Raw genomic sequence first — 19,845 nt, 5'->3', positions numbered from 1 at the left:
GAACGGCCGGGCGGGGTCGTCGTGCAGGCGGGTCAGGGCGCTGCTCCAGCCGCGGATCCGGTGCACGGCCACGCCGTTCACGTCCTGGGACTCGGGCAGGCCGGGAGCACCCACCGTGATCACCGAGACCCGGTGTCCGAGTTCGAGGAACGCGCGGGAGACGGCCTCGACGTGGTTCTCCAGGCCGCCTACGGAGGGCCGGTACAGGTCGGTCAGATGCAGGATGTGCATGGGGTCACTCGGTTCCGTCCGCGGGCGGCCACAGCCGCCGGCGCAGCACGATCACGCCGATCGTGCCGACGATCTGGGCGATCAGCCAGGCCGAGCCGGCGCCGGCGATGCCGTAGGCGGGGGCGAGCACCCAGGCTCCGACGACCGCGATCACGGCCATGGTGCCGTTGAGGACCGCGGCCCGGCCGAGGGCGCCGCGCACCCGGAGCGTGGCCACCGAGATGTTGGTGATGGCGTCCGGATACGAGGAGAGCAGCAGGATCAGCAGCAGCCCGAACCCGGCGGCGGCGTAGTCCGCGCCGTACAGGTGCAGGATGGGCTTGCCCAGGGCGCCCACGATCAGCGTCGACGGGACGATCATGGCCATGATGATCTTCAGTGAGGCCCGGGCCATCGCGCGCATCCGGGTGGCGTCGTAGCTGCCCTCGGCGAAGATGGCGGAGGAGACGGCCGGGCTGATCATGAAGATCGCACTGCCGATCATCCAGGTGACGTAGAAGTACGCGTTCTCCCGGGTGCCGAGCCGCGCGGTCACCACGATCGGCAGCAGGTAGGTCGGGAGCAGCCCGCTGACGCTGATGGCGTGGTGCCCGGCGCTGGGCCGGGCCAGCAGCAGGGCCTCCTCGGTCATCGCGGCGCGCAGGCTGGCGCTCGCGTGCGCGATCCGGCCGAGGCGGTGGAAGTGGCGGTGGCACAGGTAGAGCCCGTAGAAGGTGCCGAGGATCCCGCTCAGCGCCCAGGTCGAGACGATCGTGGTGGCGCCGCGGTGTTCGGGCAGGACGGCCAGCACGATCAGCACCAGGAGTTTCAGCGCCGAGGAGAAGGCGTTGCGCCAGAACATGTAGTCGGCCCGGCGCTCCGCGATGTAGACGGAGTCGAGCAGGCCCGAGGCGGTCCAGCCGACCGCGCCGAACACGTACCACAGCGCGAGCACCGGATCGTCGCGCAGCGGTCGCAGCGGCTTGAGCAGCAACTCGAGCGGGAAGAGCGCGATGACCGCGACCACGAGCGTGGCCACGCAGCACACCACCAGCGTGCCCAGGACCGTGACCAGCCAGTCGTCGCGGGTCGTGCGGTTGGGCAGCCGGGCGATCAAGGTACTGCTGGGGCCGAGGTAGATCGCGAGCGAGACGATCACCATCGCGGAGACCACACTCGAGCCGAGGCCGACGGTGGAAGTCGGCAGCGCGCGGGCGGCGACGATCCAGTAGATGTAGCCGAGGGCGGCGTTGACCGCGCTCGTGGCCATGATGCCGACGCTGTTGCGGGCCAGTGAGTCGGCGCGCACGCGGGCGATCTGCCGGGTGATCAGGTGGAGCACGCGGAGGCCAGGCGGTCGGTGGTCACGTAGAGGTCGAGCGTGCGCAGGGCGGCGCCGTCGCGCTCGAGGGTGAAGGTGAAGCGGTTCAGACAGCCGGCAGGCACCGTCACGACGAGCCGGGCCGCGCCCTCGGCGTCGTGGGCGTCGGTGGCGCCGTTCGCGGCGCGCGGGGCCGGACCGGTGCGCACGGCCACCGGCGCGGACCCGCCCACGCGCACGCCGTCGAGCGCGGCCACGACGGTCAGTCCGTTCGTGTTCTGCTGCGAGGCGGTGACGGTGAACGGGACGGTCAGCTGCGCGCCCGCGGCCGCGTTGACCACGCCGGTGGTGGCCGCGAAGCCGGGCGCGTAGCCGAAGGCGAGGTAGCCGGGCTGCTTCTGCGTGGGCAGCAGGTGGTAGGCGAGCGCGAGCACCGCCGCCGAGGCCGCGGCGCCGAGCAGCATCAGCGCCCCGGCCGCGACCGGATGCGCCGGCCGCCAGTCCGCCGCACGCGCGAGCGCGGGGTCCGTCGCCGACGCGGATCCGGGCGCGGTTCCGGGCGCGGTTCCGGGCTCGGATTCAGCCTCGGCAACGGCTGGCGCGGTCGCGTGCCCGTGCCAGGCGATCAGCAGCAGTCCGGCCACGCCTGCCCACAGCGCCAGCGGGCCGAAGGGGACGTGTCCGTTGACGGCGTAGACGATGACGGCGGCCAGGATCAGCGCGGCGATGCCGAGCAGGACGGAGAGCGGCGCGGCCCAGAATCCGGCAGCCCGGTCGAGGCCCAGCCGTAGCGCGAGGCCGCGGCCCGGCAGCCACAGCACCGTCGGCGCGACGCACACCGCACGGAACGCTCCAGGCGGCGCGAGCAGGTAGGCCAGCACGCCGAGCAACAGCAGTCCGGCGCAGACGGCGGTCTCGCGGTGCGCGCGGACCCGCTCGGCCGGCGTGGTCATGGCGTGCTCCCGGTGACGTGCGCGTCGATCGCGGCGAAGTCGAAGCGGTAGATCGAGTAGTGGTCGCTCTGGTAGACCAGTGTGGTCCACGGGTCGTGCGTGTACTGACTCAACGCGCCCGGGGTGGGGGGATGATTCGGCTCGCCGGGCCCGAAGTACTCGCCCTGCGCGGGCTGCTGCGTGGCCATCCGATCGTCGATGATCATATAGGTGTAGCCCGAGGTGGCCAGCTCCGCCACCAGCGCGTCGGAGGGCTTGCCCTCGGAGAAGTAGAGGTCGTACGCCGGGAAGCCGGGCGACGGGGTGGCCGGCCAGGAGGCGGCGTCGCGCACGAAGAGCAGGCCCGCGTACCGGTCCGCGAGGATCTTCTGCCTGCCGCCGACACTGCGGGCCAGCCACTGCGCGGCCGCGACGCCCTCCGGGGTGACCGAGCGGGTGTCCGAGCCGAAGACGTAGGGGCCGGGGAAGCGGTAGTCCCCGTCGAGGCCGGCCGAGACGTTCCCGATCAGCACGACGCAGCCGGCGCACACCGACGCGGTGCCCACCGCCCGGCGCCGCCGGACCGTGCCCGTCCAGCGCGGGGAGTCGAGCAGCGCGAGCACCACCGGCGTCACCAGGACGGCCAGGCCGAGGTAGCTGAACCCCCAGCTCCGGCGCGCGCCCTCGGCTCCGCTGGCGGTGAGGATGAAGGGCAGCGCGAGGAAGTAGAGCAGGCCGTAGGCGCTCAGGCCGATGCGCATCGGGGACCATACGGCGTAGTCCGCGCCGGCCGCGGCCCGGCGCCGGCGGCGCAGGAAGCCGAGGATCCCGGCCAGCGCGAGCAGCCCGACCAGCGCCGGGGCGACGAAGGCGAACAGCTGCTCGTACTTCGGGTTCGAGCTCGCGCTGTAGAGCGTGCGGCCGTTGCCGGTGCCCGACCACAGCCGGCCCAGCTGCGAGAAGCCGCCTTGGAAGTAGGGCGAGAGGTAGGTGGCCGTGTGCGGCGCGGCCGCGGTGAACCAGAGCACGATCATGCCCGCGAGCAGCCCGAGCACGAGCAGCTTCTCCCACAGCGGGCCGTGCGCCTCCTGCTGCGTCTCCCGGCTGTGGCGGGTGAGCAGCGCCGCGACGGTCACGAACGCGAGCGCGAGGAACAGGAACAGGGAACTGAGATGGTGCACCGGCACGACGGCGATGCCGAGCAGCGCCGCGGCCGCGGTCCAGGCCAGGCGGGCGCGGCGGGTGCGCGCGCGGTACATCCAGCCCACGCAGGCCAGGCACCAGATGAAGAAGACCATGCCCAGCGACTCGTAGCCGAACTCGGTGTCGAAGTAGAGGAAGCTGGAGTTCAGGCTGTAGAAGAGCCCGACGATCGCCCCGGCGCGCAGCGAGCCGAACACCGCCTCGCCGAGCGAGACCGCGCCCAGCAGGGCGATCACATGCGCCGCGAAGAACACGATCTCGGCGCTGTGCCAGGTGCTCAGGCCCGTGGTGGCCCCGACGGCCGCGGTCAGGATGTGCAGGCCGGGGAAGTCGGCGATGATGCTGATCAGCGCATTGGGCTGATAGAGCGTGCCACTGGCGGTCAGGTCCGCGCTCTGCCGCCAGTGCGCGACCTCGTCGTAGTAGAGCGGCAGCGAGGGGTTGCGCAGCAGCTTCGGCACGAAGGTGAACGCCGCGTAGCCGAGCAGCCAGGCCAGCCGGGTGCCGACGCCGATGCGGCGCGAGCCCGCGACCACGAAGGTGGGCGCGGTCACCAGCAGGACGCCGAGCCAGAACACCGCGTAGTGCACGGTGTCCCCGGCGTCGTGGGTCGCGGCGATCGAATAGCTCCAGGCCACCACCACCGCGCCCAGCGTCACCACCGGCCACAGGGCGAGCCGCCACCACCGCGCAGAGTTCACCGGCGCGCCCCGGGCGGCCGGCGGGGAGTCCCGCGCCGCGCCGAGGCGACGGACTGGTAGACCGCGACCAGGCGTTCGGCCACGTCGTCCCAGTCGGCCACGGTGACGGCGTCGGGGGACGGCAGGGGCTGGTACAGGTGCCGGTCGAGCCGGGCGGCGAGCGCGGCGGCGCCCTCGGCCGCGGGCACCAGCTCCACCGGGCCGCTCGCGGCCAGCTCGCGGTGCGCCGGGATGTCGGAGAGCACCGCCGTCGCCCCGGCGACCAGCGCCTCGGCCGGGGCCAGGCCGAACGCCTCGTGTTCGGACAGGCTGCACAGCACCCGGCAGGTGCGCAGCCAGCGGTAGAGCACGTCCTCGGCGACCCGGCCGGGGAAGCGGGCGACGCGCGGGCCGCCCCGGTCGAACAATCCGTGCGAGCGGGCGAGCGCGACCAGGCGCTCCCGGTCGGGTCCGGCGCCGATCACCACCAGCCGTACGCCCGGGTACGTCTGCTCGGCGAAGGCCTCGATCAGCCGGTCGACCCGCTTGTAGCGCTCGAGCCGCCCGGCGCTCAGGATCGTCGGGCGGCTCCCGGGAAAGGGCTGAGCGGCGCGGATGGCGGCGCGGTCCACGCCGTTGGGCACGACCGTGCAGCGGTCGGCCGCGGCCGGGAAGTGCTGGGCGACCAGCCGGGCCTCGGCCTCCGAGACGCACACGACCGCGTCGGCGCGGTGGAAGACGTAGCCGCCGACCGGCCGGTAGATCCGGTGCAGCGCGGCCCGCAGCGGCGAGTGGCCGGTGCCGTGGTAGTGCGGCGAGAAGACGAACGGCGCCCGCGCGCGCGAGCCGAGCGCGCCGGCCAGCCCGGACAGCGTGTGGTAGCTGTGGCCGTGTACGACGTCGAATTCGTCGGCCCGGGCCGCTACGGCCTGCCACAGCCCCGGCGAGACCGGATAGTCGTGCGGGCCGTAGGTGGCGAAGCGGTGCACGATGACGCGCCCGGCCCGCGCGGCCGGGTTCGCGAGCAACGGCGCCGGGTGCCGCAGGTCCGGCGGGTCGGGCAGCTCGTCGAGGGCGGCGTCCGCGGTGGCGGCGTCGGCCTCCGCGATCTCGGTCGCGGTCCGCTCAGCGCCGTCCGCGCGCTGCTGGGCGAAGACCTCCACCTCGTGTCCGGCCCGGGCGAGCGCGCGCGCCGCCTGCGCCACCACCTGCTCGACGCCGCCGAGCGTGGGCGGGTATCCGGGGGCTGCCATCGCGATCCTCACCGGCGCACCCTGCCGCCGTCCGTCGCCGCCGGCTCGGGCGCCGCGGGCTCGGAGCGCACGAAGGAGAGCACGGCCTCGACGTTCGGCTCCCACGAATGCCGGTCCTGATACTGCGCGCCGATGCGCTCCGGCACCTCGCGCAGCGCGTCGGCGAGCGCGGCGGCATCGCCCGGCGGGACCAGGATCGCGCCGCCATAGTCGGCCGCCGCCTCGGTCAGCCCGCCCACGGAGGTGACGATCACCGGCAGGCCGTTGCTCATCGCGATGTGCAGCGGGCCGCTGGCCGAGGAGCGCAGGTACGGCAGCACGACCGCGTCCGCGTCGGCGAAGAAGCCGGTGACCTCCTCGTCCGAGACGTAGCGGTTCACCAGCGTGATCCGGTCGCGGTGGCGGGAGGCCGCGATCAGCTCCAGCGGCCGGGTCCAGCCCTCCCAGGTCTCCCCCACGACCGCGAGCCGGAACCGGGAGACCTCTGCTTCGCTCAGCGCGTCGAAGGCCTCGACCAGGTACTCCAGGCCCTTGTACGGCCGGATCGTGCCGAAGAACAGCAGCCGGTACACCCCCGGCTCGGCGCCGGGCCGGTGCGCGGCGCGGTGGTGGTCGTAGGGGCCGTGCGGAACGACCTTGATGGGCCGTCCGGTCAGATCATAGGTCTGACGCACGACGCTGCGGTCGAACGAGGAGTGCACCAGGAAGCCGTCCGCGCGGGAGAGCACCGTGCGCAGGCCGCGGCCCACGACCGCGCTCACCAGCGGAATCCGGGCCTCGCCGGTGTCCTCGACCTCGTGGAACTCGACCACCACCCGGGCGCCGACCGAGCGGGCGGCGAGTACGAGCACGAGGTAGCTGTGCAGCACGACGCCGGTCCACCACTCGAGTACCAGCACGTCCGGGCGGGTGCGCCGGATCAGCCGCACCGCCCGGACGATGCTCGCGCCCCAGTACCAGTCCACGCCGTCGAGCACCTCGACGCGCGGGTCGTAGTCCAGCGCCGCCAGCGTCTGTCCGACCCGTGCCCGGCCCGGATACAGCCGCCGCGGCAGCAGACGGCGCATCAGCACGGCGCTGACCTCGGCGTGGTCGGCGAGCGCGCCGGAGAGCCGGCAGGTGTAGTAGCTGATGCCGCTGGTGAACCGCCAGCCGGAGCCGACCACGCAGATCCGGGGCGTCCGAGGCTCGCTCATGCGTGCCCGCCGTCCGGCGCCGGCGCCCCGGACCGCTCCCCCGCGCCGCGCTCGCGCACCTGGTGCCGGGCCGCCTCCCGCCGCACCGCCGCCACCGCGGCGGCCGCCGCGTAGCCGGACAGCAGCACCCGCGAGCGAGTCCGCGGGCCGCAGACCACGAATTCAGGGTGCTGCACCACGTGCTCGCTCCAGCGCAACTTGGAGACGTCGGGACCGACCGACAAATTCGCCTCCGTGTCGCCGCGCTCGAGCGCCCGTTCCATCGCCGTGTACTGCAGCAGGGTGACCGGGCCGACGGCCCACCAGTCCGGATCGAGGCCGGTCAGCGCCAGGTAGGAGGCCGAGCGGGCGCGCAGCACGAGCGCGGCGGCCACCGGCGTGCCGGCGACGTCGAGGGTGAGCACCTCGGCCCGGCCCGAGGTGGCCATCCGGTGGACGGCGTCGGCGAAGAACGCGCGGCGGCTCGGGTCGGCGAGGGTGTCCGGGTGCACCCGCGCGCCCGCCATCCGCGCCCGTGCGGTGTGCAGCCGCCGCAGGTCCGGCAGCACCGCGCGCACCGCGGCCGGGCCGGCGTGGATGGTGATGTCCCAGGGTTCGCCGGAACGGTCTAGGCGGTGGCGGGCGCGTTTGACGCTCTCCCAGACATTGCGCTTGATGAAGGGACGCAGCGGGTGGCCCGCGTGGTCGTCATGATCGTGGTGGTCGGAGCCGTCCGGCCGGACCAGCGGCAGGACTACCGCCGCGCGGGTGGTCTTGTGCTGGACGAGTCCGCTCACGGCCTTGCTCTCGCCGAGCCACTGCGGCTCGAACCAGCCCTGATCCACCGTCAGGGGAAGTTCCAGCCAATCCCATTCGTCCGATCGGGCGAGCCAGTGGCCGACCACGGCCCGCAACACCCGCCGGGTCTCGCCGGGGGCGGCGAGCACCTGGGGCAGTTCGGTCAGCGCGCCGAGCCGTCCGGTCCCGGCGAGCTGGACCGTGCGGGCGAGGTGGCCGAGGTCGCGCAGGTAGAACGGCGCGAGGCCGATCAGGCGCTCGCCCCGACGCACCGTCAGGAGCGCGAGCTCCGGCTCGGCCACGGTGTGGCGCAGCCAGGTCAGCGTCCAGTCGGGCGAGGCGTAGGGGTTGAGCGGCGCGGCCTCGTCGGCCAGGGCGCGCCACTCGGCTTCGAGCGTGGCGAACTGGGCGAAGCGGGTGAGCGAGGTCAGCAGGGGTTCCGACGACCCTTCAGCGCGAATGCGCGGCTCAGGGTGCGTCTCGAGCGGGCGTGGCATGGCGCGGCACGCCTCCCTCACGGCTATGGTTGCGGCGTTACCACCGTAATCTGGGGTGCATATCCACGCAATCTGACATTTCTGACATTTGGCACGGCGTCAGGCGGAGAGAGGTGGGCCGGTGCGGCGCGTGATGCTTCTCGCGGCGGCCGCCGCCCTCGGGGCCACCGGGGTGAGTGCGGCGGGATGCGGCTCGGCGGCGACGGCCCCGGCCGCGGTGGGCACACCGTCACCCGCCGACACCCGGGCCGGGACGGCGGCGCGGGCGGAGCTGGCCTGGCTGGCCGCGCTGCCCGCGCGCGGGACCGGGCCGCGGCTGGTGTCCGGCTACTTCGGCGGGTACGGCTCCGGGTTCGACGCGCACACCTGGTCGGTAAACGGCACCTTCCCCGGGCTGACCGGCTGCGACTACGCCGATCTGCCGAGCGGCGGCCAGCCGGTGATCGACACGTCCTGCGACACCGCGCTGCGGCAGTACGCGGCGGACGGCGGACTGGTCACGGTGAGCGTGCACGGGCCTAACCCGTCCGGAGCAGCGTTCACCACTCCGATGGACCCCGCGCAGTTCACCCAGTTGACCCAGCCGGACACCGCGATCGGCCGAACGTGGGACACCCAGCTCACCCAGATCGCGGCGGGACTAGCCCGTCTGACGGACGCGGGCGTGCCGGTGCTGTTCCGGCCGCTGCTGGAGATGAACGGCCAGGCGTTCTGGTGGAGCGGGCAGAGCCCGGCCGTCTTCCGCCAGGTGTGGCAGCGGATGTTCGCCTACGTCGATACCGCCCTCGGTGCGTCCGGACACCAGGTGCTGTGGGTCTGGTCGCCCGGCTGCGAGGCGACAGACGGGGTCGGCGGCGACGCCTCGAACGGGATCTCCACCACGGACTACTACCCGGGCGGCCGGTACGTGGACGTGATCGGCGCGGACTGCTACACCAACGCCCCCGCCGGGCCCGCGACCGCGCGCACCGACGACGTGCCGCGCACCTACCAGGAGCTGTCCGGGTTGGCCGAGAACCAGGGCAAGCCCTTCGCGTTCGCGGAGCTCGGCGGGAACAACGGGAACGACGAGGCCGACTCGGCCGTGGACTTCGCCGCCTGGAACGACGCCCTGCACGCGGACTATCCGCTCGCCGCCTACTTCCTGGCCTGGAACGGCCAGGTCGGCCCCACCGGCACGCACAACACGAACGGATCGCGCCTGCTGACCGACCCGGGCGTGATCAACCAGCCGGTCGGGCTCGCCCGCGTATCCGCCGCAGCGTCTTGACCGCGATGTTGCGCCCGAACCGGGCCGTGACGACGGCGAAGGGCAGCGGGTCGTCCCACGCGAACCAGGCCGTCTCGCGCCGGGACACCGGCGCCGCCGGAGCGGTCAGTGGGCCGACGCCGAGGTTGCCGCCGGCCCGACGCCACTCGACGAACGTGGCCGCGGCGTCGAGGTGCTCGACGAACAGCTCGAGGCCGTCCACCTGACGCCCCGGTGGAATCGGACGGCCGGTCAGGTCCAGGTGCAGCGCGCGCACCAGGTCCACTCCCGCGCTGGTGCGGAAGAGCTGGGCCTGTGCGCCCAGGCGCGGGTTGAAGTCGACCAGCTTGTACATGTCGTCGCGGGCGTCGTAGCGCCAGTCCATGTCGCCGATGCCGCGGTAGCCGAGCTCGCCGCACGTATGCCGCACCAGCTCGGCCAGCTCGGGGTTCGCCACGGCCACGCCGCGGGCCGTCACGCCGCCGTCCGGGGGCCAGCTGTGCAGCTTGCGGCCGGTGAACACCAGCGGGATCGTGCCGTCCCGCGCGCAGTACACGTGCGCGAACCAGTCGGCCGGCCGGTCGGACAAGCCGTCCTCGGGCACGAACTCCTGGACCAGCAGCCGCTTGGCGCCGCCCTGCTCGAGCGCGGTGGACAGCGCGTCGACGTCGGCTGCGGTGGAAAGCCGGGTGGTCGTGGAGACGATCGGGTTGCCCAGGCGACCGGACAGGTCGGCGTTCTTCACCACGACCGGCAGTCCGAGGTGCTCGACCGCGTCGGCGAGTTCGTCGGCCGAGCCGGCGGTGAGCGTGCGCGGAGTAGGCAGGCGGTGCGCGGAGCAGAGCTCGAACAGGCTGGCCTTGTCGATCAGGCGCCGGGGCAGGTCGGGGGCGAGCTCGTGCTGGACCAGCATGTCGGCGAGGTCCTGGCGGTGCTCGGCGAGCAGCACGGCGGCCTCGTCGCTGGTGGGCAGCGCGATCGCCGGGCGGTCCAGGCTCGCGCAGATCCGGCGCAGGCCCGCCACCAGCCAGCGCGGGTCCTCGGCGCCGGTGACCGGCCAGACGAAGCGCCCGGTCAGGTAGCGCGAGGCGCCCACCGGCGCGGCGCGGTCCTCCGTCAGCGCGTAGGTGGGCACGCCGACCCGCCCGAGGCTGCGGATCGCGCCGACCGCCCCGTGGTTGAGCAGCGGCGAGTGGCCGACCCGGACCACGAGCACCGGGCGGCCGCGGTCCAGCTCCGGAGGCGGCGGACGGGAGAATGCTCCCATGATCGCGATTGTCCGCTCCGATCCGATCAACCGCCACTCGCGCACCGACCGTCACCCGCCTGCCCGCCGCGACCCGCGCGCCCGATCCTCCCGACGCCGCCCGAGCGGCCCGATCGGCCCGACCCGTTCGACGCACTCGACGCGCGGGCCGTGGGCCGGCGTGAGAGCCTGAGGCGCATCAATCCGCGCATTTCGGGCGCCGGTCGCGGCGCCCCGGAGCGTGGGAAACGCCGCTCCGAAGGACCTGGCCCATGACGACTGCCACGGACGTTCTCGTGTTGGGCGCGGGGCCCTACGGCCTTTCCGCTTACGCGCACCTCGGGCGCCACCGGCTGCGCACCCGGATCTTCGGCGAGCCGATGCGGACCTGGCGCTCGCACATGCCCGCCGGGATGTTCCTCAAGTCCCCGCCCGACGCCTCCAGCATCGCGGCCGGGCGCACCGGGTTCAGCCTGGAGGACTACTGCCGGCTGACCGGGGTGCACATGCCCGGCGAGCACGAGGCCGTGCCGATCGCGTTGTTCCGCGAGTACGGCGACTGGTTCGCCCGCACGCTCGCGCCCGCGGTCGAGCGGACCGAGGTGACCTCGATCGCCCGCGACGGCGCGGACGGCTTCGCGGTCGACACCGGCGACGGCGAGCGCTTCCACACCCGGGCGGTCGTCGTCGCCAGCGGCCTGATCGGGCACGCGCACACCCCGCCCGAACTGCGGCCGCCCGAGGATCTGCACGGCGCCGGACTGGTCTCGCACAGCAGCGAGCACGACGACCTGTCCCGCTTCGCCGGGCGGCAGGTGGCGGTGGTCGGCGCCGGGCAGTCCGCGCTGGAGAGCGCGGCACTGCTGGCCGAGGCCGGAGCCCGGCCGACCGTGGTGGTGCGCAAGCCGGACGTGGTGTTCGCCGGGTCGCCGTACGACGCGACACCGGGCGGCTGCTCGGCCTCTACCACCAGATCCCCGAGCCGCAGGGCCCGCTCGGCCCCGGCTGGCCGCTGTACGCGGTGGTCAAGGGTCCGGCCGCGTTCCGGCACCTGCCCGACGCGGCCCGGCTCTCGCTCGTCGCCCGGGTGCTCGGGCCGGCCGGCGCGTGGTGGCTGCGCGACCGGGTGCAGGACCGGATCCCGATCCGCACCCGGCAGGCGGTGGCCGGGGTACGGCCCGGGGCAGGCGGCGACGTCGAGCTGCTGCTGACCGGCCCGGACGGGGACGAGACGCTGCGCACCGAGCACGTCATCGCGGCCACCGGCTACCGGATCGGGCCGGACTCCTTCCCGTTCCTGAGCCCGGACCTGCGGGCCGAGCTGGCCCGGGTGGAGTACTGGCCCAGGCTCGGCCCGGGATATCAGTCCTCGATCCCAGGGCTCTACTTCGTCGGATTCCCCGCCGCCGCCTCGTACGGCCCGCTGATGCGGTTCGTCTGCGGCACCGCGTTCGCGAGTCCTCGGGTCGCCCGCGCGGTGCACGCCCGGGTGCACGGCGGCGATTGAGGGCCCTGGCACGGCGTTGCAGGGCCCTGTCATGAGGCGGCGCTCAGGGTGAGCGCCGCGACCGGGGCGCCGCGGTGCTGGTGCCAGACCACCGCGTCGGGCTGGTAGGCCGCCCGGGCGGAGAGCTCGGCGACCGCGTCCGGGTCGAAGCCGCGCAGGTCGTGGGCCAGGTCGGCGTCCACGGCCAGGTTCAGGCCCGGGGTGGCGCCGCGCCAGGCGCCGCCGCGGGAGAGGATGCCGCGCGGCGGGGCGGGCGGGTCCACCGGCATGGTCAGCCCGGCGACGCAGCCGACCTGGGCGTCGGCGAAGGACTCGGCCAGCGCGGGCAGCCAGTCCCGGTCCACCCGCACGTCGTCGCCGGTGAAGGCGAGCAGCCGTCCGGTGGCCTCGGCCGCGCCGAGCTCGTGCACGGCAGCCCGGCCGGGGCGGCGGGTGCGCAGGTACCGTACAGGCCCGTCGGCCCGGTTCACCAGGCGGCGGGTGGCGTCGGTCTCCGGCGCGCTGTCGACCACCAGGACCTCGTAGCGCGGGTAGCGCACCGCGGCGAGCGAGTCGAGGCAGCGGGCCAGCCGGTCCGGCTGCTGCTCGCGGGTGCCCACCACGACGCTGATCGACGGCGGGTCGCCGAGCAGGGTGGCCCGGCGGCGCAGACACGGCGGGACGGACGGGTCGGCGAAGGCGTGGGCGGCGGACGCGGTCGCGGGCTCCGCGAGTTCCCACGGCATCGGCTCGGCGGCCTGGTCGCGCAGTTCGTGTTCGAGGATGGCCGGGCCGAGTTCGAGGACGGCGGCGCGGCGCAGCCGGGTGGCGAACGGGTGTCCGCTCTCGATCCGCACCTCCACCACCCCGAGCGGGTGGCGGTGCAGCCGGATCAGGGCCAGGACGGTGGTCGTCTCGGCCGGGCCGACCAGCGGTCCGTCTGGCAGGTCCAGGTCCAGCTGGGTCACGGCGAGAGCCGCGCGCGTCTTCATGACCGCTTCTCCGCGCCCGCCGGGACCGCGGTGGCCAGCACCTCGGCTGACGGCTCGGCACTCGGGCCGGCTGCCGGGCAGGCGGCGACCGAGGGCAGCCGCTCGCGCAGGATCGCGTGCAGTACCCGCCAGCCGTCGCGCCAGGTGTTCAGGTGGCTCTCGCCGAACCGCCGGTCCCGCTCGAACGACGGCACCTCGCCGATCTCCAGGCGGGCGGTGGCGGCGTGCGCGGCCAGCACGGTCTCGAACTCGAACCCGTCGCCGAACTCTGCTTCACCCGGGCCGACCGAGGGCAGTTCCAGGTCCTCGAAGCAGCGCGTCCACAGCGCGTTGTAGCCGTAGCACAGGTCGCTGAACGAGGTGCGGTAGAGCCGGTTCATCAGGAACAGCAGGGTCTTGTTGCCCAGGCTGCGCACCGCGGTCAGGTCCGAACTGCCGCCGCCGTGCAGGAAGCGGCTGCCCTTGACCAGGTCGGCGCCCTCGCGCAGCTTCGCCACGAACGCGGCGATCTCGCCCGGGTCGGCCGAGTAGTCGGCGTCCAGCAGGATCGCGATCTCGCCGGTGCACGCGGCCAGCCCGCAGACCAGCGCGTTCCCCTTGCCGCGGCGGGTCTGGCGCACCACCCGCACGTCCGGGCGGGCCCGGCGGGCCGCGGCCACGGTGCCGTCGCGCGAGCCGCCGTCGACCAAGACGACCTCGTGCAGGCCCTCGGGCAGTTCGGCGAGCACCAGCGGCAGATTGCGCGCCTCGTCGCGGGCCGGGATGACCACGCTCACCCGGGGCGAGCCGGCCGGCAGCGCTGCCGTCGCCGGGCTCGGCGGGGTCTGTCGCGGGGCCGTGTCCACGGCCGCGGGCCGCGCTCGCGCGGTGACGGCGCCCGGCTCGGCCCGGTAGCTTTCGATGATCGCCATCGTTCTTCACCTGTTCCCCTGATGTGGCGGGGGCTTCTCGCGCCCTCTTCATCCAGGCTCGGCGGCGAAGATCCAGCGGCGTTCAAGCGATGGTCAGCGTTTGCTCAAGGCTTCGGACTCGCGTCGGCCGCGCCCGGCCGCAGCCGATCGGGCCGGTCGGGCGCGGCGAGCCGACTCGCCGCTCCCACGGCGGCGATCTAACCTGGTCGGGTGGGTGACTCCGCGCGGCCCACCGTGGCCCTGGTCGAGGCGTTAAGCCCGCTCGACGTGCGCGGAAGCGATCTGCTCGGCGCGTTGACCCACCAGTTGCGCACCCCGTTGACCAGCGCGCTGGGCTACCTGGAACTTCTCGCCGACGGCAGCTTCGGCCCGATCACCCCCGAGCAGGCGGACGCGCTGCGGACGGTGGAGGCGAGCGTGCGGCGGCTGTCCGGCCTCGTGGACGAACTCGACCCCGCGGTGGCCGCGCCCGCACGACGCGCGGCCGCACAGGAACCCGGACCGCGGGACGGGGCGTAGCCGTGGACGGCGAGACCGAGCGCCGGATCGCCCTGATCGTGGAGGACGCGCCGGACATCAGGCTGCTGCTGTGCGACACGCTGCGGCAGGCCGGGTTCGAGCCGGTGGGCGCGGGCACCGGGGCGAGCGCGCTGGAGCAGGCGCGCCGCCGCCCGCCGGACCTGGTCACGCTGGACCTGACGCTGCCGGACATGGACGGCATCGAGGTGTGCCGGACGCTGCGCGGGATGACGAACGCTTACATCATCATGCTGACCGCGCGGGCCGAGGAGACCGACCGGCTGATCGGGCTCGAGGTCGGCGCGGACGACTACCTGGGCAAGCCGTTCTCGCCACGCGAGCTGCGTGCCAGGGTCGGCGCGATGTTCCGCCGCCCCCGGCTGGCCGATCCGGGCGACCGCGAGCCGCAGGACGACGCCGCGGTGCTGCGGATCGGCGAACTGGCGCTGGACCGGGAGAGCCGCGAGGTGACCCTGGCCGAGGAGCCGGTGGACCTCACCCGGACCGAGTTCGACCTGCTCGAGGCCTTCATGAGCCGTCCGCGCCGGGTGTGGGAGCGCGACACGCTGGCCCGGCGGGTGTGGCGCACCGACTGGCCGGGCGACGACCACGTCATCGACGTGCACGTGGCGAACCTGCGGCGCAAGCTCGGCGAGAGCGCGCAGGACGGGCACTGGGTGCACACCGTGCGCGGCATCGGGTACCGCTTCGGCTCGCCGGAGAGCTGACTGCGCCCAGGTCCGCCCGCGCGGAGCCTCACCGGCCGGCCGCGGCGTGCCCGAGGCCGTTGCCGTCGAGGTAGCGGCCGAGCTCGGTGGCCACCCGCCGGGCCTCGCGGCGCACCCCGCGCAGGTGCGCCGCACTCAGCGCGACCCAGCTCTGCGGCGAGGACTCCAGCTTGGCGATCATCCGCGGCAGCCGGGCCGCGCCCAGCATGTCGCTGCTCACCCGCAGGTCGAACATGATCCGGCGGGCCTCGGCGGCGTCGGCGGCGGCCATCGCCTGCTCGATCCGCTCGATCCGGGCGAAGAGCAGGTCCAGGTATGCGCGGGCGTAGCGGCGCAGGGTCCGGTCGCCCACCTCGGAGCGCACCCGGGCCAGGCGTTCGAGGTCCACGGCCGGGCGGGCCGGGGCTCCGTGCCGCGCAGCCTCCATCGCACCCACCTCTCGCACCTCGCACTGATCTACTCCACCAGGCTCGCCCGGGCGCCGAAAGGGAGCGTGTGGGCATGGTCAGGTTCCGCTCAAGATTCCCGGCGCTCCCCCGGGCCCGGACCGACGACCCGGGTTGCCGCCCTGGTCGGCCCGGCCGACCATGGAGCGACCGAGGTTTCCCGTCCCCAAGGCGGAAGCGATGCGTCACCGGACCGGCTCGACGCGGGCTGGCATCGTGCCCGGGCTGATGGCCGAGGACTTGGCCAGGGCCGGGTTCGGCGCGCACGGACCCGGGGGTGACGGAGCGTGACCGACGCGCCGATCCTGCTGGCCGAGGACAATCCGGACGACGTCCTGCTCACCCGCCGCGCCTTCGCCAAGAACGGCTTCGGGAACCGGATCGTGGCCGTCTCGGACGGCGAGGAGTGCCTGGAGCAGCTGCTGCCGGCGCACGGCGGGCCGGGGTTGGCACCCGCGCTGGTGCTGCTCGACATCAACCTGCCGAAGATCAGCGGGCTCGAGGTGCTCGGGCGGCTGCGCGCGGACGCGCGCACCTGGCTGCTGCCGGTGATCGTGCTGACCACCTCACGGGAGCGGCGCGACATCCTCAACTGCTACCTCGGCGGCGCGAACAGCTTCGTGTGCAAGCCGGTGTCCTTCGCCGACTTCGTCCCCATGGTCGGGACGCTGGCTTCGTACTGGCTCACGGTGAACGAACCCTGCCCGGACCCGGGGACGCTCTGATGGCCGACCCGATCAGGATCCTGATCTGCGAGGACAACCCCGACGACGCCGTGCTGGTGGTCGCGCACCTGCGGCGCGGCGGGGTGGAGCTGGAGTACGAGCGGGTGGATGAGGCCGAGGCGGCCCGGGAGGCGCTGCGCGAGCGTCCGCCCGACCTGGTGATCTCGGACTACTGGATGCCCGGCTTCGGCGCCGAGGACGCGCTCGACCTGGTCAAGGCGAGCGGCCTGGACATCCCGTTCATCCTGGTCAGCGGGCGGATCGGCGAGGAGTCCGCGACCGCGCTGATGCGGGCCGGGGCGCACGACTTCGTGCTCAAGGACCAGCCGGCCCGGCTGGTGCGGGTGGTGCGCCGGGAGCTGCGCCAGACCGAGGTCCGGCGGGAGCGGCGGGCGGCGGAGGTGGCGGTGCGGCTGAGCGAGCAGCGCTTCCGGCTGTTCGCCGACCACACCCCGGATGTGATGTTCCGTTACCGGGTGCACCCGACCGAAGAGGTCGAATACGTCAGCCCCGCCGCGAGCGCCGTGCTCGGCCGGGCGCCGCAGGAGCTGTGCGGGGACCCGGCCACGCTGTTCGCGCTGGTCGCGCCGGAGGACCGGGACGCGCTCGCGGCCGCCTGGCACAGTTCGGACCCCCGTCCGCTGGTGGTGCGCTGGCCTCGCGCGGACGGCGCGGACACCTGGACCGAGCAGCGGGCGGTGGCGCTGCACGATCAGGACGGCCGGGTGACCGCGGTGGAGGGGATCCTGCGCGACATCACCGACCGGGTCATCGCGGACCGTCAGCGCGACGCGATGCAGCAGCAGCTGCGCCAGGCCGAGCGGCTCGAGTCGATGGGCCGGCTGGCCGGCGGGATCGCGCACGACTTCAACAACCTGCTCGCGGTGATCCTCGGCCACACCGACCTGGCCCTGACCGACCTGCCGCCGGACAGCCCCCACCGCCCCGGCATGGCCGCGATCCACACTCTGGCCGAGCGCGGCGCGGCGCTGACCAGGCAGCTGCTCGTGTTCAGCCGCCAGGAGCCGCTGCGCCCGGAGACCCTGGACGCGAACGAGGTGGTGGCCGACACGGAACGGGTGCTGCGCGGCACGATCGGCGAGGACGTCACGTTCGTCACCCGTCTGGCCCCGGACCTGCGCCCGATCCGGATCGACCGCAGCGAGCTGGAGCGGCTGCTGCTGAACCTGGTCACCAACGCCCGGCGCGCGATGCCCTCGGGCGGACGGCTGGAGATCGAGACCGCCAACGTGCGGCGGGCGGGCGCGGCGGACGGCGGCCAGAACCCGGACCCCGACCAGAGCCCCGACGGTGTGGGGCCGGCCTCGATCGTGCGCCTGAGCGTGTCCGACACCGGCTCCGGCATGCCCGAGCGGGTGCGCAAGCACGTGTTCGAGCCCTACTTCACCACCGACGCCGAGGCGGGCACCGGACTCGGGCTCTCCTCGGCGTACGGGGTGGTCAAGGCGGCCGGCGGCGAGATCGCCATCAGCTCGCGGCCCGGCGAGGGGACCGTGGTGCGGATCGACCTGCCCGCGGTCGAGCGGCCCACCGTGGCGCCCGCGTCGCCCGAGCCGGCGCCCGCGCAGGGCCGGGGCCAGACCCTGCTCGTGGTCGAGGACGACGACGCGGTACGCGACCTGGTCTGCCGGATGGCCGGACGCGGCGGATACCGGACCGTCGGCATCGCGGCGCCGAGCGAGGCCCTGCGGGTGTACCGCGAGTCCGCCGGGTCGGTCGACGCGCTGCTGACCGACCTGGTCATGTCCGGTATGTCCGGGATCGAACTCGCCACGGCGGTGCGCGAGCAGGATCCGGCGCTGCCGGTGCTGCTCATGTCCGGCTACTCGGCCGGCACCCTGCCCGGGGACCGGCCGCTGCCCGACGGCATGGCGTTGCTGCACAAGCCGTTCACCACCGCCGCGCTGCTGACGGCGCTCGGCGAGGTGCTCGGCGGCGGGACGCGGGAGGCCGCGGACGGGCCGGGCACGGACTGACTCAGGCCCCGCATTCGCCGGCGGCGCCGTGGCCGCCGCGTCCACCGCGGGCGTGCCGGGCGCCGAGGGACGGGGTGAACTCGCCGGTGATCCGGGCCAGCCGCAGGATCTGCGTGGCGCCGATCCCGAGCAGCAGGAACGGGAAGCAGAAGGCCGTCTTGTAGCCGGCGACCGCGGCGGCGGCGGTCACGGCGTGCCCGGCGCCGGTGCGGTCCACCAGGAATCCGGTCACCTGCAGGGTGATGGCCGAGGCGATGAAGGCGCCGACGTTGACCATGCCGGAGGCGGTGCCCAGGCTCTCCGGCGGGTTGGCCCCGCGGGCGATGTCGAAGGCGATCATGGAACCGGCGCCGTTCGTCGCGTACGCGAGGATCAGTACGACGAGCAGCCACAGCGGCGCGCGGCCGGGCCAAAGCAGCACCGTGGCCAGCATGCACGCTGTCACCGCGATCACGGCCAGTGCGTAGGGAATCCGCTGGTGCGGCCGGCGGGTCAGCAGGATGCCGAACCCGAAGGATATCCCCATGCCGGCGCAGATCAGGAGCGTGAGCAGGGCGCTGGCCGTGCCCGAGCCGAGGCCCTCGCCCTGCACCAGGAACGGGTAGCCCCACAGCAGGCCGAACACGGCGCCGGGAAAGCCCGTGGTGAAGTGGATCCAGAACCCCAGCCGGGTGTGCGCCCGGCCCCACGCCTCGCGCATCTGGACCCGCACCCGGGTCCGGGCCGCCGGGGCGTCGACGGCGGGCTCGGCGGGCTCGGCGGGCTCGGCAGACGCGACGGGCTCGGCGCGCGGGGCGTCGCGCACCACCACGCCGGGCAGCACCAGCACCGCCACCCCGGCGCCCGCGATGGCGAGGAAGGTCCCGCTCCAGCCGAAGGTGCGCAGCGCCCAGGCCAGCGGCCAGGCGCTCGCGATGCCGCCGGCCGCGCCGGTGAGCGAGGTGAGCTGGGTCAGCAGCGGCACCCGGCGCACCGGGAACCAGGCCGCCACGATCCGCAGCACGCTGATGAAGATCATCGCGTCGCCGCAGCCGAGCAGGCCGCGCGCGGCGAGCGCCAGGCCGAAGGAGGGCACGGCGGCGAAGCAGGCCTGGGCGACGCACATGATACTCAGGCCACTGATGAGCATCCGGCGCGGCCCGAGCCGGTCGATCAGCAGGCCCACCGGTATCTGCATGCCCGCGTAGACCAGCACCTGGAGCATGGAGAAGGTGGACAGGGCCGAGGCGTTGATGCCGAACCGGCGTTCCGCGGCGAATCCGGCGACGCCGAGGCTGCCGCGGTTGAACACGGCCACGAGGTACACGGCCACGGCGGCGAGCCACATGATCCACGCGCGCACCGGGGTCCGGGGCGCATCAGGGCCCTGCGCCGTGACGGCCGGCGGCGGGAGCGTGCGCTCCGGGGGGACCTGGACGTCCGGAAGCAGTTGTTCCGGCAGGGGCTGGGCGAGAGCGTGTGGGGGAACGGGATCCGG

At 74.1% G+C, this 19,845-nt stretch carries 19 protein-coding genes; 7 read left to right on the top strand and 12 right to left on the bottom strand.

The window, feature by feature from the left end; genetic code table 11:
• From KDL01_RS26495 to KDL01_RS26465, 7 genes are all read right to left on the bottom strand, one after another.
• Window positions 1-231 (bottom strand): glycosyltransferase (locus KDL01_RS26495; RefSeq protein WP_212531327.1); only part of this gene is annotated, 231 nt, incomplete at its 3' end.
• A gap of 4 nt (window positions 232-235) precedes the next feature.
• Window positions 236-1,552 carry a lipopolysaccharide biosynthesis protein gene (locus KDL01_RS26490; RefSeq protein ID WP_212531326.1) on the bottom strand — a complete coding sequence of 439 codons (1,317 nt, stop codon included), beginning with the start codon at window positions 1,550-1,552 and terminating at the stop codon, window positions 236-238.
• On the bottom strand, window positions 1,540-2,484 hold the full coding sequence (locus tag KDL01_RS26485) for a hypothetical protein (protein ID WP_212531325.1): 945 nt from the start codon (window positions 2,482-2,484) through the stop codon (window positions 1,540-1,542). The genes KDL01_RS26490 and KDL01_RS26485 overlap by 13 nt, the downstream gene beginning before the upstream one ends.
• Window positions 2,481-4,367, bottom strand: a complete 1,887-nt coding sequence (locus KDL01_RS26480) for a hypothetical protein (RefSeq protein WP_212531324.1) — start codon at window positions 4,365-4,367, stop codon at window positions 2,481-2,483. Before KDL01_RS26480 ends, KDL01_RS26485 begins: the two co-directional genes overlap by 4 nt.
• Window positions 4,364-5,599, bottom strand: a complete 1,236-nt coding sequence (locus KDL01_RS26475) for a glycosyltransferase (RefSeq protein ID WP_212531323.1) — start codon at window positions 5,597-5,599, stop codon at window positions 4,364-4,366. Before KDL01_RS26475 ends, KDL01_RS26480 begins: the two co-directional genes overlap by 4 nt.
• An 8-nt stretch (window positions 5,600-5,607) precedes the next feature.
• A complete protein-coding gene (locus tag KDL01_RS26470; protein WP_212531322.1) occupies window positions 5,608-6,795 on the bottom strand; it encodes a glycosyltransferase in 1,188 nt (395 codons plus the stop codon).
• A complete protein-coding gene (locus KDL01_RS26465) occupies window positions 6,792-8,069 on the bottom strand; it encodes a GNAT family N-acetyltransferase (RefSeq protein ID WP_212531321.1) in 1,278 nt (425 codons plus the stop codon). Before KDL01_RS26465 ends, KDL01_RS26470 begins: the two co-directional genes overlap by 4 nt.
• Window positions 8,070-8,202: 133 nt before the next feature.
• Here KDL01_RS26465 and KDL01_RS26460 point away from each other — a divergent pair, with 133 nt between their 5' ends.
• Window positions 8,203-9,339 carry a glycoside hydrolase family 26 protein gene (locus tag KDL01_RS26460; RefSeq protein WP_246577025.1) on the top strand — a complete coding sequence of 379 codons (1,137 nt, stop codon included), beginning with the start codon at window positions 8,203-8,205 and terminating at the stop codon, window positions 9,337-9,339.
• Here the strand turns inward: KDL01_RS26460 and KDL01_RS26455 are convergent.
• Window positions 9,293-10,585 carry a carboxylate--amine ligase gene (locus KDL01_RS26455; protein ID WP_212531319.1) on the bottom strand — a complete coding sequence of 431 codons (1,293 nt, stop codon included), beginning with the start codon at window positions 10,583-10,585 and terminating at the stop codon, window positions 9,293-9,295. The two genes, KDL01_RS26460 and KDL01_RS26455, sit on opposite strands and share 47 nt — an antisense overlap.
• A 251-nt stretch (window positions 10,586-10,836) precedes the next feature.
• On the opposite strand from KDL01_RS26455, the gene KDL01_RS26450 reads away from it, so the two are divergent.
• On the top strand, window positions 10,837-11,775 hold the full coding sequence (locus tag KDL01_RS26450) for an NAD(P)-binding domain-containing protein (RefSeq protein WP_212531318.1): 939 nt from the start codon (window positions 10,837-10,839) through the stop codon (window positions 11,773-11,775).
• Window positions 11,727-12,071 (top strand): hypothetical protein, encoded by a 345-nt coding sequence (locus KDL01_RS26445; RefSeq protein WP_212531317.1) that lies wholly within the window; start codon window positions 11,727-11,729, stop codon window positions 12,069-12,071. The genes KDL01_RS26450 and KDL01_RS26445 overlap by 49 nt, the downstream gene beginning before the upstream one ends.
• A 29-nt stretch (window positions 12,072-12,100) precedes the next feature.
• Here the strand turns inward: KDL01_RS26445 and KDL01_RS26440 are convergent, their stop codons facing one another.
• Together KDL01_RS26440 and KDL01_RS26435 are read right to left on the bottom strand one after the other, a co-directional pair.
• Complete coding sequence (locus tag KDL01_RS26440) at window positions 12,101-13,042, bottom strand: glycosyltransferase family 2 protein (protein ID WP_212531316.1); 942 nt, start codon at window positions 13,040-13,042, stop codon at window positions 12,101-12,103.
• Window positions 13,039-13,953: a glycosyltransferase family 2 protein gene (locus KDL01_RS26435; RefSeq protein ID WP_212531315.1), complete on the bottom strand. Its 915-nt coding sequence runs from the start codon at window positions 13,951-13,953 to the stop codon at window positions 13,039-13,041. The genes KDL01_RS26440 and KDL01_RS26435 overlap by 4 nt, the downstream gene beginning before the upstream one ends.
• Before the next feature lie 210 nt (window positions 13,954-14,163).
• On the opposite strand from KDL01_RS26435, the gene KDL01_RS26430 reads away from it, so the two are divergent.
• Together KDL01_RS26430 and KDL01_RS26425 are read left to right on the top strand one after the other, a co-directional pair.
• Complete coding sequence (locus tag KDL01_RS26430) at window positions 14,164-14,472, top strand: histidine kinase dimerization/phospho-acceptor domain-containing protein (RefSeq protein ID WP_212531314.1); 309 nt, start codon at window positions 14,164-14,166, stop codon at window positions 14,470-14,472.
• A 2-nt stretch (window positions 14,473-14,474) separates the two neighbouring features.
• Window positions 14,475-15,200, top strand: coding sequence for a response regulator transcription factor (locus KDL01_RS26425; protein ID WP_212531313.1), 726 nt, complete (start codon window positions 14,475-14,477; stop codon window positions 15,198-15,200).
• Window positions 15,201-15,228: 28 nt separating this feature from the next.
• Here the strand turns inward: KDL01_RS26425 and KDL01_RS26420 are convergent, their stop codons facing one another.
• The gene (locus KDL01_RS26420; RefSeq protein WP_212531312.1) at window positions 15,229-15,627 is read right to left on the bottom strand and encodes a hypothetical protein; all 399 of its coding nucleotides are present in this window, start codon (window positions 15,625-15,627) and stop codon (window positions 15,229-15,231) included.
• Between the two features lie 306 nt (window positions 15,628-15,933).
• On the opposite strand from KDL01_RS26420, the gene KDL01_RS26415 reads away from it, so the two are divergent.
• Window positions 15,934-16,371, top strand: a complete 438-nt coding sequence (locus tag KDL01_RS26415) for a response regulator (RefSeq protein ID WP_307846605.1) — start codon at window positions 15,934-15,936, stop codon at window positions 16,369-16,371.
• Window positions 16,371-18,368: a PAS domain-containing hybrid sensor histidine kinase/response regulator gene (locus KDL01_RS26410; protein ID WP_212531311.1), complete on the top strand. Its 1,998-nt coding sequence runs from the start codon at window positions 16,371-16,373 to the stop codon at window positions 18,366-18,368. Before KDL01_RS26415 ends, KDL01_RS26410 begins: the two co-directional genes overlap by 1 nt.
• A 1-nt stretch (window position 18,369) precedes the next feature.
• On the opposite strand, the gene KDL01_RS26405 is transcribed toward KDL01_RS26410, so the two are convergent.
• Window positions 18,370-19,845 (bottom strand): MFS transporter (locus KDL01_RS26405; RefSeq protein WP_212531310.1); only part of this gene is annotated, 1,476 nt, incomplete at its 5' end.

It is taken from the genome of Actinospica durhamensis, assembly GCF_018139695.1.
Classification (GTDB): Bacteria; Actinomycetota; Actinomycetes; order Streptomycetales; family Catenulisporaceae; genus Actinospica; species Actinospica durhamensis.
Note: the sequence above shows the minus strand (reverse complement) of the source record. Positions and strands in the feature narration are given on the sequence as shown.

Excerpts from the sequence above, each read along its gene's own strand:
- KDL01_RS26450 (WP_212531318.1), top strand. The coding sequence starts at position 10,837 with ATGACGACTGCCACGGACGTTCTCGTGTTGGGCGCGGGGCCCTACGGC.
- KDL01_RS26420 (WP_212531312.1), bottom strand. The coding sequence starts at position 15,627 with ATGGAGGCTGCGCGGCACGGAGCCCCGGCCCGCCCGGCCGTGGACCTC.
- KDL01_RS26455 (WP_212531319.1), bottom strand. The coding sequence starts at position 10,585 with ATGGGAGCATTCTCCCGTCCGCCGCCTCCGGAGCTGGACCGCGGCCGC.
- KDL01_RS26465 (WP_212531321.1), bottom strand. The coding sequence starts at position 8,069 with ATGCCACGCCCGCTCGAGACGCACCCTGAGCCGCGCATTCGCGCTGAA.
- KDL01_RS26485 (WP_212531325.1), bottom strand. The coding sequence starts at position 2,484 with ATGACCACGCCGGCCGAGCGGGTCCGCGCGCACCGCGAGACCGCCGTC.
- KDL01_RS26470 (WP_212531322.1), bottom strand. The coding sequence starts at position 6,795 with ATGAGCGAGCCTCGGACGCCCCGGATCTGCGTGGTCGGCTCCGGCTGG.
- KDL01_RS26410 (WP_212531311.1), top strand. The coding sequence starts at position 16,371 with ATGGCCGACCCGATCAGGATCCTGATCTGCGAGGACAACCCCGACGAC.
- KDL01_RS26435 (WP_212531315.1), bottom strand. The coding sequence starts at position 13,953 with ATGGCGATCATCGAAAGCTACCGGGCCGAGCCGGGCGCCGTCACCGCG.
- KDL01_RS26440 (WP_212531316.1), bottom strand. The coding sequence starts at position 13,042 with ATGAAGACGCGCGCGGCTCTCGCCGTGACCCAGCTGGACCTGGACCTG.
- KDL01_RS26460 (WP_246577025.1), top strand. The coding sequence starts at position 8,203 with ATGCTTCTCGCGGCGGCCGCCGCCCTCGGGGCCACCGGGGTGAGTGCG.
- KDL01_RS26475 (WP_212531323.1), bottom strand. The coding sequence starts at position 5,599 with ATGGCAGCCCCCGGATACCCGCCCACGCTCGGCGGCGTCGAGCAGGTG.